The organism is Alteromonas sp. McT4-15, assembly GCF_020515205.1.
GTDB lineage: Bacteria > Pseudomonadota > Gammaproteobacteria > Enterobacterales > Alteromonadaceae > Alteromonas.
In genome coordinates this window covers 42,070-56,140 of record NZ_JAJALG010000015.1, presented here as the reverse complement: position 1 = coordinate 56,140, position 14,071 = coordinate 42,070, and the positions used below count along the sequence as shown (strand labels likewise).

Below are 14,071 nucleotides of genomic sequence, written 5' to 3'. Positions count from 1 at the left end.
AACCGTCTTGCTAGCCTTATGCCTGCTCAAGGCTGTTTTACGCCTGCTCAGGCCATAATGCGTCGTTTATTTCATTTAATACATCGTCTAATTGGTCATTCAAAACCCTATTAAAGGTTTGAATCCCGCCATGTGTTGCGAAACACCGATTAATAAAGCTCTTATCTACAACCACTTCGTGAGTAAGCTGTTTCGCGAGTCGGTCTAGCCATTTACGTTGTGCAGGTGCCCAATTGTGCAGTTGATACATTTTCTGCATCGCCAGTTGCACACGCTCGGAAAACGGCATTAACGCTTCTCCAATGGCTGCTTGGCGGATATACCCCACGATAGAAGCCGCAATGTCTTGATTGGTTTTATTCTTCCATGCGGTCTCTAATGTTTTTTCACCAAAGCCTGCTGCATCGAGCATTAGGCGCACTTCTTTCAGTTGTTCGCGTGTTAAGTCTTTTGGTTTGTTAACCACGGTGGAAAGCGCTACTGACTCATTAATTTGGTGTTTAATGAAGCTTTCAAAGCTACCAAGGTAATCTTCTGGACGCTTATATTTGCCATAACTTTGCTCACGGACCTCTAGTTGATCCTCATGTGTTGAGATAAGAGGGTAACGCTCTGAACCTAGTAATTGATTGACCGCGGTAAGCTGAGGTAATAAACCACCGCTATCTTTAATAAACTTTACTGCTTGCTTAGGACCTAGTTCACGCAGGTGCTGTGGAAGTTTATCTGTTTCGGTTCCCCAAAGCTGAGTGAGCTCTTCAAGCTTCTCTTTGATGTCTTGTCGAGACTCTGCTTTTTTCTTTGCCTTACGCAATATACGCATGACCTTTTGGCTAAGCTGGTCTAGTAAGTCATCTGCATGAGATGTATCTGCTGCCTCACCTTTTGTATCGAGGGCTTTTTCTAAACGCTTCTCATCGGTAAGCTCATCCACTAGCTGCTCTATGGTGATGTTCGGGTTTTTCACTAAAGGCTTCATGGTAGAAACATCTTCAAGTGCAGCGTATATATCAACTGGATCGTAAATGCGGAAAACCGTTTTACCAATGTCATCACAACGACGTGTTGCGCGCCCTATCATTTGCTCATATAAAATGCGAGAACGCACTCGACGCATAAACACCAAATTACAAATTTTTGGTACATCGATACCTGTTGTTAGTAAATCGACAGTAATGGCAATGTTCGGATAGTCTTCGTTTTTAAAACGGCTAATGGCCTTTTCAACTTTGTCGGTTTGGCCAGTAATTTTTAATACTGCAGCTTGATTGTAATCGCCGTTATAAATCTCTTTGAAGGATTCGTCGAGTAAGCGTTTAACCATGTCAGCGTGCATATCGGTTGCGCAAAAGATCATGGTTTTCTCTTCACCAAATGGGTCAAGTTCTTTAACCAACTCTTCGCAGATCACACGATTAAAGTTTTCGTTAATCACGCGCTTATTAAATGCTTCTACCGCAAAGTTGACCTCATCTTCCAGTTCGGCCGATTCTACTTCACCTGTCCCTGTGTTAATGGCACTAACTTTTTCACCCTTCTCAAATTTAATACCCGCTTTTGATAGCTTAGTTTGGTATCGAATAGGCGGTTCATGGTCAATTAACCAGTCTTCAGCAACGGCTTCACGGTATGAGTAGGTGTATACAGGTTTGCCAAATATTTCAGTTGTATGTTTCGCTGGCGTAGCTGTTAAACCAATTCGCACTGCATCGAAATAGTCGAGTACTCGACGATAGCTAGACAGGTACTGTGAAGCATCTCTTGTTTCAAGTTCACCTTCAGTCATTTCTTGGTCAAGCGTATAACCCCGGTGGGCTTCATCAACAATAATACAATCGAATTCATCAACAGCAGGTGGCGAGTCTGACATAAATAAGCGTTTAACCATTGCCTGAACGGTTGCCACTTGGATACGTGTTTCTGCTTCAGCCGCCATATCGCCAAGCTCAGCAATGTTATAAATTTTAGAAAGCGGTTTACTTTCTTCGAGTGGCGCTTCATTAAAGCTATCTAGTGCTTGAGTTCCAAGAGACGTTCTGTCGACTAAAAACAATATCCGTTTAAAGCGCTCAGCTTTTAAAAATCGATACATCAAGCCAATAATCGTTCGGGTTTTACCTGTGCCTGTTGCCATGGCTAACAAACATTGCTGGGCATCTTGCGCTAACGCTGTTTCAACGCCTTTAATTGCCTTTTCTTGATAGTCGCGCAGCTTAAGGTAGCCGAAACCTTCGTTCTTTAGTGTTTGCTCTGCAGCTTGTTTACTACGCGTTAATTTATCTTCAAGGCCTGTAGGGCTGTGAAAATTAGCTAGCGACCTTGCAATGTTACTGTGGTCACGCACATCGCGGAACCAAATCCCTGATTGTTCCGCTAACTGTTTTACAAACGGACGTCCGTTCGATGAGTATACAAATGGCACATGATAGTGGCCTTGTTCTCCCTCTGGCCATGCAATCGTTCTTCCCTCAAGCTCCCAAGCTGGCATTAAAGGGGGCGTATTTTTAAATCCTTTGGAATAGCGTTCAGCTTGACCTATTTTACCGGCGACATTGGTGTTTTCTTTTTTCGCTTCTACCACTGCTATCGGTGTTAACCCTTTAAACAGAACATAATCGGCATAGCCTTTTTTACCTTCATACTCCGTTGGCCACTCGGCAATCGCCATGTTTTTGCCTTTTTCAGGCATGGTTTTGTTCTTTTTAAAGTTTAAGTTTTCAGTATCTGTTTCCCAACCAGCTTCAATTAAGTGCTGATCGATAACAATACGAGTGACCTCTTCATTGAGGTATAACACCTTAGTAGCTTCTCTAAGCTGCTTGGCATAAATCTTTTGCTTTTGTTTGGTTGCTTGTTTTTCTTCGTCGCTTTGCTGCTGCTCTTGTTTTTGCGTCGTTGCTAATTTTTCATTGAATTCAGCACGCTGCTTTTCTAGCTCTTTATCTTGTGACTCGAACAATGATTTATATTGGCGAGCCTCTTTGTCCATTTGCTCAGCTAATACGGCGTATTCTTCTTTTTCTTGCTGTAAGAGCTGAGTGAGCTGCTGATTTGACTCAAGCTGTTGGTGAGTATTTGTCAGTTCAGACTGAAGCTGTAAAATTTGTTTTTGCAGTGCTCTATGGTGTTCACTTGGGTCTTCTGGTGGCACAAATGGACCAGGCTTAAAATTGGCTGGGCATTTATCTGACGACTTATGAAACCAAATTGCCAGTTGGCGAGCAACACGCAACCCGTCCATGGCTTCTTTATGTTTTGTCTTAAACCGATGAGTTGCTTTATTGCCTTCAATACGAAGGTGGTGAAAGACATCTTTAATAAGCGGATCTAAATTTAAGTCACGATGGATTCTAAAGAGTAAATCTTTTTGGCTAGTCTGTTCATCAAAAAAAATCCCTGCGCCAGTCGCAATTTCCTGTGCAATGGCTTCGCCAAACTGTCGCAATTTTATCAATGTAGTATTTGGGTCTGTCGCAAAAACGGCTTCTGCGTTATGCGCTAATTGATAAAAAATAGGGTCATGACTTTCTAAAAAACTGAAATTACTCGCCACTGATATCGTTCCTTCGAGCCGTTATTTTTTGTCTTATTGTTACCTAGAATAACGGAATTTGTTCAACTTTCACAGAGGGTTAGTCATAGTCTTGGCAAGACGATATAACCGTTTATCTGCAATACCTTGCAGAATTCTATTTAAAGTGAAATTTGAATTATCATTCTGATCAGAAGATAGCTTACAGCTTGCTTGTTTATAGTTCTGCAATGACTCGCAGAACTACTGTCATTTGAGCTAGCGTCATGACCTCATGCTCTGATGTTAAAACACTCTCTATTTAGCTCTTTTCCTGCAATATCTTGCAGAAACTCTTATCCCTATGAAATTGGCGGCTATTGCAGGATGGTCGTTTTCCTGCGAGGAATAATATGCAGAGTTAAAGCAATTCACCGCATAGTTTTACTTTGGCATCAAATACCGGTTCGGCGGCTGCACTTTGGTAGCTATAAATTAGTCACATCCGCACTCAAGTTTTTAGCAACAAACCGATTTCACTGTGAGTGTTGAATCTAAAGGTTGCTAAATACTTCTTTAATGCGGTGAGCATTTTATTTTCCAAGCGAACTAAATTAAAACACATCAGAAGAACTGCGGCTTTCAGCAGTTTTAATTTTCATCTGACCTTATAGTTTTGAAAAACAGTTAAAGGTGAACATATGAAAAAATATAAAAAAATACACAAGGCACTATGGGGATTATTGGTCGCAACAGGTGCCGTAAACAGCGAGGAATTAGTATCACTTGGATTTACAGAAGAATCCGCCCAAAGGTACGCCAATTGGATTATAGAACTAATTGAGTTTGAAGCAGAGCAAACAGGCAAGGATGTTGTCGACATCACTTTTTCAATTAACAGTAAACAAATTATTGGCAAGCTCTCGAACGACCCTCGCGATACCATCCTGCTCTAACTAATTTTTTACTCCGACGCATTTAAGGAGGTACAACGTTACCTTCTTTTTTTGTTTGTGGTTTATGTGTTTGAATTACTCCACTTGCTAGTAAGTAAATTATTAGCAGGCACACAAAAGTGAACGTAAGCCAATAAGCATTTCTAATACCGGTTAATGAAATGCTGGCGCCTGTGGTGAAGTTCAGCTTCGTGCCTGCTTTTTTTTAACAATTAACGAGAGGAACACCAGCTAGATTACTTATCCTGACCTAACAATATATTCCGTACCGTCGCAGAATAAAACTGCCGACCATAGCGAGTCTTAAAGCCTAGACGATTAAGTTCACTTGCCAAACCTGTGTAGGTGTCGAAGCTCTGTTTTTGCAGACTTTCAATTACAGGCCGGATGGCTTGATTAAACTCATCGTTATTTTTTTGCCATGTCTCCCGTGCGTTGTTCATACAAGTATTTCGGACTTCATTAAGCCGAGGGTTTCCCAGTTTTACACCTCGCTTTTTTGCTGCAGCTAGTGCCAACTTAGTTCGCTCACTGATCATTCTTCGCTCTTCCTCTGCTACTGCAGCAAGCACCTGAAGAACTAATGTGCCACTGTTCGGCTGATCACAACATATGAATGGAATCCCACTTTTCATCACTGCTGATAAAAAATGAAGGTCTCGACTGAGGCGATCTAACTTTGATACAACCAACGTTGAGTTAGTGAGCTGACAATGTTGCAGAGCTTTATGCAATTCTGGACGATCATCCTTCTTGCCAGATTCTATTTCGGTATAAATATGGAGCAACTTACCCTCCTGACGACGGATGTAATCTTCGACAATATCTTGTTGAGCTTCTAGGCCTAAACCTGAAATACCTTGGCGTTGAGTTGATACACGATAGTAAGCAATGAATTGCATGTTGATTTCCTCATTTTGGTCATTTACGACCAGAATGAGGCCAAACAGGCACCTGTCAAAAAAGAGCTTAACGAGGGATTAGCTCATTTTTAACACCTACCAACGTCAATATAGTCAAAGCATGCAAGCTAGTTGTCTTGCCAAGACCATTGCTTAATCACAGATCAGTTCTTAAGGGAGTATGAAGCAGCTATAGATTTATTTATTTCTGTTGCTAATACTTGGGCTTGTTTCATTGTATTTTGCACTAACTCCCAATTCGCCCAATGCTGTTCCCATTTTTCTTTTCCAACTACAGCTTCAAAATCTACAATAGTAGGCTGCTCCCAAGCTTCGTAATCTGCAAGACGTTTTAATCGAATATCAATGTCTTTAATTCCTCGTGACTTAGGGGATAGTTTGGCATCGCTTACCATCCAATCTGACCAAGGCTTGTTGCCTTTTGACTGATTGCACTTACCGCATGCAGGAACTAAGTTATGAATTTCTGAAACATATCCGGTAGGCTTTTTATTTAATACTAATGGCCTCAAGTGATCCCACTCTGTAGCCGTTGCTCCGCAATAAGAGCATTGAAAATTATCAGCAGTCATGCCGAGGATTTGAAGAGCTTGTTTAACTTGAGCACCACTAGGCTCAATAATTGGAATGATTGAGTTTATGAACGCATTAGTAATACTCGATGAGCGTCCAGTTATCTTCATTGGTGTGGGCATCCTAAATAAGGACAGGTATTCGATATCTTCACTCACTTAATTCTGACCTCCATTCAAACTTAAATGTTGTGAGTTAAGCCTAAATATTTAACATGCTTTAGTCAGAATTACTATGTAGTCGTCGAAACGGAATGTGCCTTAAGGAAAGAGTGCCTTGTTAAGTAAGCTAAGTTAACAAGGCAAATATTAGCTAATGAAGTTGGCGGTTGTGCTCTTCTGATTTTTTGATGGTGTTATGAAAAGAATCAATCAGTTCTTCAACACGAGTCATCAGTTCTTTGTCTTCACGGTCTTCACAAAATCTAACTGTAGGAGGTTTCCCCATCAGGAATGTAGTAGCAGCAAGAATTGGCTGCATAACTTCATGTACAGTTAAGTCTTCATCCGCTATGTCGACAATATAATCAATCTCATCGTTGAGCACTGTTATGGCTGAAACAGCATCACCCAGTAATTCTTGGTAGTTCTCAGCATTGTGCTCGGTCATTCGCTTAACTTTGCAATCAATTAGTGACATGGCGAAAATAACTTCCATTCCACTATCAGTGATCATGAGCTTATCTATAAGTGATTTAAAATCAGCTTCCAACATGATGTCATCTTGAACATTAGCTGATAGTGCTTGCTGGTGTTGCTCTATAGGTGATACGTGATAACTTTGCTTAAAACCTAGCATGGTATTCTTCCTATGTAATTAGTTCGAACACCATCATCTGCCAGTTTGGGTAGCTGTCAAAAAACCTAAAGAATAGCTAGTGCAAGGTATAAAGCGAATAAAGCTCACTCAAACTTATTTCCTCTTCTCTACCTTCACCTACCAAAATGTAATTTGTATTCTTCGTTTCAAAGATACAGTTTGAATGGAGTTTTTCTAAGAATGAAGTACGAACCCAACCTCCCATAGGCACGCGATTCGTTGAATCTATAATGACATCGTCAGAATAAACTATAAAAATGCCGGAAGAAGATATTTCTGGCTGCAACTGTCTAAACAGAGCTTCTTTGTGGTTGTCGATATTAACCTTAAAGCGTTTCCAGCTTTTTAAAGCTCGGATTGGTTTGTCATTTCTCGATCGTGCAAGCTCAATATAGCCAATTAATTCCTGCTCATCGCAGCCTAGCTCAGTAGCAACTGCTCCAATTTTAGTGTTTATTAAATTGGCGATAGTGATTAGCGTTTTGTTATATTGCATTTGAGGTCACTCATTAAATTAAAATGAGCTCACAACTTTCCATACCTTAGGAATCTGTCAAAAAGTTGAAGCTATGAAAGAGGAATGAACTTCGACAGCTAAGACGATGGCACTGAGGATTAGGATCACATTCATTCAAAGCGAAGGAGCATTAGACAATGACCGAAAAAAGCCAAAAGGCCAGAGAGATCCGTATCAAACGCTTAAGAGCTAAATACGGCGATACTCTCAAAAATGTATCCGAGAATTGCCGTAATCAAGCAATCATATGGAATACACAAAAAATACCTCGTTCAGCCTAGTCGAGAATAAGTTCGAATTGGTTTAGCACTGAAATTTATAAATGGAAAACTGTGCAAGGACCGATTAAGCTAATCCAGAACGAATTTGAAGTTGATGATTTGGGACCCTAAATAGGACCCGAGAATTTGTGAGACACCTTCAAAGCCATACCTACCAAAGGTTTCAGCCTGCTCTGTGTAAGTCGAGCATTGGAGCGACAGATAACTTGCGATTTAAGGGAGTAATAGACACAACACAAACCTCAATAACAACGTAATACAAAAGCAAAGCGAAATGCAGCTATAGCGCGTTTTCGCGAGCCGCGTATACTACCTATGTTCACTAAAAAAACAACGACGAGATTGTATATTTTCACCGCATTTATGTGCCACTAACTACTTCAACTTCAACAGCTTGAACTTCTACCAGTACTTTAATGCTTTTTAAGTTTTACAACACGCTGAATCAAATGCATTTTTTCATTATTTGCGTATTTACTATTAATATACTTTTTGAGTATTTCAAAGTTGCTCATTTACCGTTATTGTAGGAAAAAAAAGCAATGTGACTAAAATAACTACTGAAAGACAAAGTAGCGCCTACATCACGCCTTTCTCGCCGGAGATGATTTATGGAAGACAAGAAGCAAAAGGATGCGAAAGCACCGACTCCTGCCGAGTCTGTTGAACAAACAGATGAACTATCACAACTTAGAGAAATTCTTTTCGGTCAAACTAATCGCGCTTTTCGTGCTGATCTTTCGGCACTGGAAGCACGGGTAGAAGACAGTTTCAGTAAACTCAATACTCACCTTGACGTGCAATTTGCCCAAATTCGAAAACAAATAGACACTCAAGTAGCGGCACTGACTGAACAGCTCACCAATGCAAATGACAATCATGGTAATGTGCAAGCTCACCTTCAAAACACTACCGATAAACTGCAAAGCGAGCTGGAAATAGCTGAAACAACAGCAAAGAATGACAATGACGCACTTGAAGCGCATGTTGTTAAAGAGCTGGAGTCACTTGACAATTTGTTTACCAAGCGTCACCAGGAATTACTCGCTAAGTTGCAACAGGTTACCAGTGAACTATCTGAAAGTAAGACAGACAGAAAAACGCTAGCTAACTTGTTATCAACCATGGCGACAAACCTCGCTACAGACAGCTAAATTATGACAAGCAAGGTGCCATCACCTGAGCGCACAGATCACTCTCTTGATAGTGTAAGAGCACTACTTATTGGGAGAGACGACAAGTATATTGATGAAAAGCTGTCGCACAATGCAAAGCAATACGTTACTGACGTAGTGTCCGAAGCACTATTGACACGTGAAAATAAAGACGGCTCAGTTAATAAAGTACTCGTACCGTTAGTTGAAAAATCGTTACACCGTTCAATTGAAGCCAACAGTGGAAAAATTGTTGGTTCACTTTACCCTCTGGTGGGCACGCTAGTAAGAAAAGCGTTTGCTTCTTTTGTCATAGAGTTCGTTGAGCGCACGAACACGCTCATCGAAAACAGTCTAAGCCCAAAGAGCATATCGTGGCGATTTAAAGCCTGGCAATCGGGCGTGAAATATTCTGAATTTGTGGCTTCACAAATTTATCAATATCAAGTTCAACAACTGCTTGTTATTCACAGAGAAACAGGTACGTTACTTCGCGGTTTGTCATCTGATCCTGAAAAAGAAAAAGATGCGGATCTTATTTCTTCGATGCTTGTAGCAATCAACGACTTTGTGGCAGATGCGTTCAGCCAAGGTAGTGATGCCACAGAAAACGAAATTGGTGAGATTAAAACGGGCGATTTTACCTTGCTTATCAAAATTGGCCCTCAGGCCATTTTGGTTGCAGCAGTTACTGGTGTAATTCCTCCTTCAATACGCCAGAAACTTCAGCTTACCCTAGAAGAATTTCATAAGTTCTATCAGCAACCACTGTCTCAATACAATGGCGACAACGCCCCCTTTGAAGGCGCTGAAACCATTCTGTCAGACTGTTTGGTAAGTGAGCGAAAAGAAGAGCAAAAGAAAAAGCCCAAACGCTTATTGGGAGGCGTGCTATTAATTGTTTTGGTAGGCGCACTTGTTGCGCTGTCAGCAATGCGTCTATCACTGAGTATCTTAAAAAGCGATATTGAAAGCCTTACTCCGCCCGATGGAATTTTAGTGGCAGACACATTTATTACTAACGGCAAAGTACACACTAAAATCCTCAGAGATCCTGCTGTTGAGAGAGTGAGTGAGTGGCTAAGTGCCAACGATATCAATGCTGAAGACGTCAACATCATTGAAGAACCTTTCGCCTCGCTGAAAGCGTCTGTTGTTGCCAAAAAGCTCTCTCAACTCGTTCGCCAGTATCCTTTGAGTTCAAAAGAAATACTTTCGCTGATACACGACAACGAAAGTGTTGGTATAAGCGGCAGCGTTTTGTCGTCAACGGCGGCACACCTTTCTCAGCAAATGGACGCCATACCAGGTATCGACAACCTCAATATTGACATTGATGCACTTGAAGTCATACCTGTTATTGAAATAGACGATAGTTCACTACAGCGTGCGGCGCTTGCCCGATTGGTAGATAAGATATCCTCACAAAGTGTCCCCTTTGCCACTAACCAAGAAAACATTTCTGCAGTACAGTTAGCTAAATTAGAGGCACTGGCTGGTGACATTGTGCAGCTAGAAGTGTTAGCAGCGAAAACCAAGACGTTTATAAGTATTGTAGTATTAGGCGCCAGTGACAACTCAGGTTCGAGTGCACGAAATAAGGTGCTTAGTCGTAAGCGTGCCGACAATGTGGTTAATACGCTAATTTCTTTTGGCGTTACAAGCGACACACTGATTGCCGTTAGTCTGGGCGAACTCCCATTAAAGAAACCATCAATGGGGCGCTCAGTAATGATTAACGTTTTAACATCCGATATACAGTAGTAAGGAAGCTTTCTCGTGATCCAGAAGAAAATATGCATATTAGGACCAACAGGCGTAGGTAAAACGAGCCTTACCAAGCAGTTTGTTGAAGGCATTTTTTCTGAAAAATATAAGACGACTATCGGCGTTAAAATCGATAAAAAGCACGTACATGAAAAGGACAACGATGTGCAATTGCTGATATGGGATTTGGAAGGGATTGACCGTTACTGCGGTTTTAATCCTCGCTACCTTCGCGGAGCGAGTGCATACATTATTGTGGTTGATCAAACTCGCTCACAGTCGCTATTAGAAGGTATGGAAATTTTGGAGTTAGCGAGAGACCATTACCCAAATGTACCCGCTTTTTTTGTGGTGAATAAGACTGATCTTCCCACTAGCTGGCATTGGAGCGAAGAAGAACTGGCGTCTTATGCTCAAAAATTCGCTGCACTTATTAAAACAAGCGCTAAGACCGGTGAGAACGTAGATAAATTATTTAATACGATCGCGTTTTGGTAGGAGGGAACCATGGACATTCACTTATTAAACGCGCTTGGCATTACCAATTGTGCATTGTTCCGTTGCAATAAGGCTAATGACATCGAATGTTTAACCACTGACCTTCCTTGGTTAAACGGCATCGTTACGCTAGATACGCACAACCGCTTATTAAAAGAACAAACTCCCTCTCTCTTTCTCTGTGACTTTTTTATTGATGCCGAGCAAGTTTGGCAAGGTGATACGGCGTTCACCTTATCCTCTGGATTTTGGACCGAACAAATAGACCAAGCTGACTTGCGTCTAGAAGCGTTAGCCATAAACAGCGGCAGTGATTCTCGTTATCTTGTTATTAAAAACGTTGAGGACGAATTCAACGACAAGCGAAGAACACTACAAACCGCTAGAGAGTTACTGCTTAGCCATCATGAAATTGTTGGTCAACACGAATACATTCGTCACAAACTTAATGACGTGCTTAGAAAAAATAGTCGGTTGCAACGATTAGTACCACCAATTCAACAAGCAATTTACGACCTTGATACGGGGGTTGTGATCCTTGATGCACAAGGACAATTAGTTTTAGATAACAGGGCTGCTCATCGCTTGCTGGTCTGCAACAGCACCACACCAAGTACTAAGCGTATTTCTGAATTACTGCACTTAATGGACACCTCTCAGTCCTTCTTGCCCTCTCTTGTGAAAAAGAAATCTCCTTGGCAAGGGGAAGTATTTTGGCAACCGCTCGGCAGCTTTAGTACGTGGCTACAAGTCACTATTCACCCGGTACTTCAAGGAAAAGATCTCACTCATTGGGTTTATCTGTTCACTGATATTACGCATATTCACAATAAGCGTGAGAAAGTATTAAGCAACACTGGAATGGACTCTTTGACAAATGTTGCCAGTAGAAGCATCTTTTTAGATACCATTCGCCGACTTATCAATGAAGGTGTACCATTTAAGCTTTTTATCATCGATATTTGTCAGTTCAAGCGCATTAACGAAGTGCTCAGCTACAAATCTGGCGATGAAATTCTCAAGTCTTTTGCGCTGCGTCTTCAAAGTTATGTCAACAACAAAGGCTTTATTGCCCGTATAGGAAGCAACGAGTTTGCGTTAATTAAACGCGATGATGCCTTTAATGGCCAAGCTACAGCAGAGTTTATTCAGGGGTTAATTGAAAAACTGACCCGAACCTACACGGTACTTGATGGCACGGAACCAAATTTGGCAGTAAATATTGGTGAAGTCAGTTTTCCAAGCAACTGTAGCTCGCCAGAATCCTTGCTTCATCACGCGGATATAGCGCTGCAAGCAGCGAAATATAAAGGCAAAAATAGTGCGCTAGTCTACAGTGAAGCACTACACCGACAGCATCATGCGGTGAACAAACTTGAGAATGAACTTCGCGAAGCCATCGACAACAACGAGTTAAAGTTGTACCTGCAACCTATTGTCGACTTATCGTCAGGCAAAATCGTAAAGTGTGAGGCACTAACCCGTTGGATTACTGCCGACGGAAAGTTTATTTCACCCGAGGTTTTTATTCCCCTTGCGGAGAAAAGTGAGCTAATTTTTCCCTTCGGCGAATGGCTTATCAATACAGCCTGTAGCACCATTAAACAACTCACAGCGTTAGATATTGATATCCGGTTGGCGATCAATATTTCTGGTCGACAAGTCAGCGATCTCAATTTACTTGATCAAATTAAAACAGCCATTGTCGAGCATGATATAGCACCACGTCACTTATCTATTGAACTCACCGAAAGCATATTAATTAAACGCCTAGATACCGTCTCTGTACTATTGAATGAACTAAGGGCTATGGGTGTTACCGTGTCAATTGATGACTTTGGCACAGGTTTTAGTTCACTGGTTTATCTGAAGAAGCTGCCGATTGATGAACTTAAGATTGATCGTTCTTTTGTCAGCGAACTTGAAAACAACACTGACGATCAGGCCATTGTGCAAGCCATCCTTGGCCTTGCGAAGAATCTAAATATCAACATTATTGCAGAAGGTATTGAAACCATCGAGCAACAAACCTTCTTACAAACGCATCAGTGCACCTATGGTCAGGGATATTTTTACCAGCGCCCCGTCCCTCTGCCTGAATTTATTGCAGTGGCAAAGCGACTAAATGAGCCCCATGTGGCCAGCGTGAAACTCTAAATGCTCTTCAATAAAAGAAGCAATAAAGTAGTAGCTGTGATCGTAGCCTTCATGCATATTTAACGTAAGTTGTGTTTCAGAGTGCTGAGCTGCGTGAACCAACGACTGTGGTTTTAATTGCTCGTGCAGAAACTCATCTTTTGTACCCTGCTCTACAAGCAATGGAATGTAATGGGTTTTGCTCGCCAATAGAACAGACGCATCATAGTCTTGCCACGCAGTCTTATCGCTTCCAAGATAGTTACCCAGCGCCTTCTGCCCCCATCCACAATCCATTGGGTTAGCTATAGGACTAAACGCTGAGACAGACACATATCTGTTGGGGTTACGCATGCCAATAACTAATGCACCGTGGCCTCCCATCGAGTGGCCACTAATCGCCCTCTCTTTGGTAACTGGAAACGCACTTTCTATGAGCTCGGGTAGCTCTTTGGTGATATAGCTATACATATTATAGTGCTCAGACCATGGTGCCTCGGTTGCATCAACATAGAAGCCAGCCCCAAGACCAAAGTCATACGCGCCATTTTCATCGTCTGGCACATTGTCACCACGTGGTGAAGTATCGGGGGCAACTATTGCCATACCTAATTCAGCAGCAAGTTTCATCGCCCCGGCTTTTTGCATAAAATTCTGGTCGGTACAGGTCAGCCCAGATAGCCAGTAAAGCACAGGAACAGGTTTCTCGTCTGACGCAAAAGGGGGTAGAAATATCGCAAACGTCATATCGCATTGGGTGGTTTTCGCAGCGTGAGTGTAACGAAGGTGTTTGCCTCCAAATGCTCTATTTTCGCCAATAAGCTCCATTTTTCTTCCTTTTATTCATTTATTTGTGCCTTTATTGTGGAATCAGTAAAGGCTCTATCGGATTTTAGATCAAGTTCGTTTACACTAAGCGCCTAATTTTTGAGGTAA

General features: G+C 41.6%; 11 protein-coding genes. 5 read left to right on the top strand and 6 right to left on the bottom strand.

The annotated features are described in order from the left end of the window. Positions 1-37 precede the first annotated feature (37 nt). Positions 38-3,553 carry a type I restriction-modification system endonuclease gene (hsdR, locus tag LHL20_RS12170; protein WP_226433492.1) on the bottom strand — a complete coding sequence of 1,172 codons (3,516 nt, stop codon included), beginning with the start codon at positions 3,551-3,553 and terminating at the stop codon, positions 38-40. Between the two features lie 659 nt (positions 3,554-4,212). Here hsdR and LHL20_RS12165 point away from each other — a divergent pair. Beyond that, entirely contained in the window at positions 4,213-4,467 is a 255-nt protein-coding gene (locus LHL20_RS12165; RefSeq protein WP_226433491.1) for a hypothetical protein, read from the top strand. Positions 4,468-4,703: 236 nt separating this feature from the next. Here LHL20_RS12165 and LHL20_RS12160 read toward each other — a convergent pair whose 3' ends face one another. From LHL20_RS12160 to LHL20_RS12145, 4 genes are all read right to left on the bottom strand, one after another. Next, positions 4,704-5,369, bottom strand: coding sequence for a recombinase family protein (locus LHL20_RS12160; protein WP_226433490.1), 666 nt, complete (start codon positions 5,367-5,369; stop codon positions 4,704-4,706). Positions 5,370-5,533: 164 nt separating this feature from the next. Further along, positions 5,534-6,121 carry an HNH endonuclease gene (locus LHL20_RS12155; protein WP_226433489.1) on the bottom strand — a complete coding sequence of 196 codons (588 nt, stop codon included), beginning with the start codon at positions 6,119-6,121 and terminating at the stop codon, positions 5,534-5,536. Between the two features lie 154 nt (positions 6,122-6,275). Further along, on the bottom strand, positions 6,276-6,761 hold the full coding sequence (locus LHL20_RS12150) for a hypothetical protein (RefSeq protein WP_226433488.1): 486 nt from the start codon (positions 6,759-6,761) through the stop codon (positions 6,276-6,278). A gap of 76 nt (positions 6,762-6,837) precedes the next feature. Further along, positions 6,838-7,278, bottom strand: a complete 441-nt coding sequence (locus LHL20_RS12145; RefSeq protein ID WP_226433487.1) for a DUF6957 family protein — start codon at positions 7,276-7,278, stop codon at positions 6,838-6,840. Between the two features lie 913 nt (positions 7,279-8,191). Between LHL20_RS12145 and LHL20_RS12140 the strand changes: the two genes are divergently transcribed. From LHL20_RS12140 to LHL20_RS12125, 4 genes are read left to right on the top strand one after another with little or no spacing between them, the layout of a single operon-like run. Beyond that, positions 8,192-8,734, top strand: a complete 543-nt coding sequence (locus LHL20_RS12140; protein ID WP_226433486.1) for a hypothetical protein — start codon at positions 8,192-8,194, stop codon at positions 8,732-8,734. Positions 8,735-8,737: 3 nt separating this feature from the next. Continuing rightward, the gene (locus LHL20_RS12135) at positions 8,738-10,498 is read left to right on the top strand and encodes an OmpA family protein (RefSeq protein ID WP_226433485.1); all 1,761 of its coding nucleotides are present in this window, start codon (positions 8,738-8,740) and stop codon (positions 10,496-10,498) included. A gap of 15 nt (positions 10,499-10,513) precedes the next feature. Next, positions 10,514-10,999 carry a Rab family GTPase gene (locus LHL20_RS12130; RefSeq protein WP_226433484.1) on the top strand — a complete coding sequence of 162 codons (486 nt, stop codon included), beginning with the start codon at positions 10,514-10,516 and terminating at the stop codon, positions 10,997-10,999. A gap of 9 nt (positions 11,000-11,008) precedes the next feature. Next, entirely contained in the window at positions 11,009-13,156 is a 2,148-nt protein-coding gene (locus tag LHL20_RS12125) for a putative bifunctional diguanylate cyclase/phosphodiesterase (RefSeq protein ID WP_226433483.1), read from the top strand. Here the strand turns inward: LHL20_RS12125 and fghA are convergent. Further along, positions 13,121-13,963 (bottom strand): S-formylglutathione hydrolase, encoded by an 843-nt coding sequence (gene fghA / locus LHL20_RS12120; RefSeq protein ID WP_202262500.1) that lies wholly within the window; start codon positions 13,961-13,963, stop codon positions 13,121-13,123. The genes LHL20_RS12125 and fghA overlap by 36 nt on opposite strands. Positions 13,964-14,071: the final 108 nt, after the last annotated feature.

Excerpts from the sequence above, each read along its gene's own strand:
- LHL20_RS12165 (WP_226433491.1), top strand. The coding sequence starts at position 4,213 with ATGAAAAAATATAAAAAAATACACAAGGCACTATGGGGATTATTGGTC.
- LHL20_RS12140 (WP_226433486.1), top strand. The coding sequence starts at position 8,192 with ATGGAAGACAAGAAGCAAAAGGATGCGAAAGCACCGACTCCTGCCGAG.
- LHL20_RS12160 (WP_226433490.1), bottom strand. The coding sequence starts at position 5,369 with ATGCAATTCATTGCTTACTATCGTGTATCAACTCAACGCCAAGGTATT.
- LHL20_RS12135 (WP_226433485.1), top strand. The coding sequence starts at position 8,738 with ATGACAAGCAAGGTGCCATCACCTGAGCGCACAGATCACTCTCTTGAT.
- LHL20_RS12145 (WP_226433487.1), bottom strand. The coding sequence starts at position 7,278 with ATGCAATATAACAAAACGCTAATCACTATCGCCAATTTAATAAACACT.
- LHL20_RS12125 (WP_226433483.1), top strand. The coding sequence starts at position 11,009 with ATGGACATTCACTTATTAAACGCGCTTGGCATTACCAATTGTGCATTG.
- LHL20_RS12150 (WP_226433488.1), bottom strand. The coding sequence starts at position 6,761 with ATGCTAGGTTTTAAGCAAAGTTATCACGTATCACCTATAGAGCAACAC.
- fghA (WP_202262500.1), bottom strand. The coding sequence starts at position 13,963 with ATGGAGCTTATTGGCGAAAATAGAGCATTTGGAGGCAAACACCTTCGT.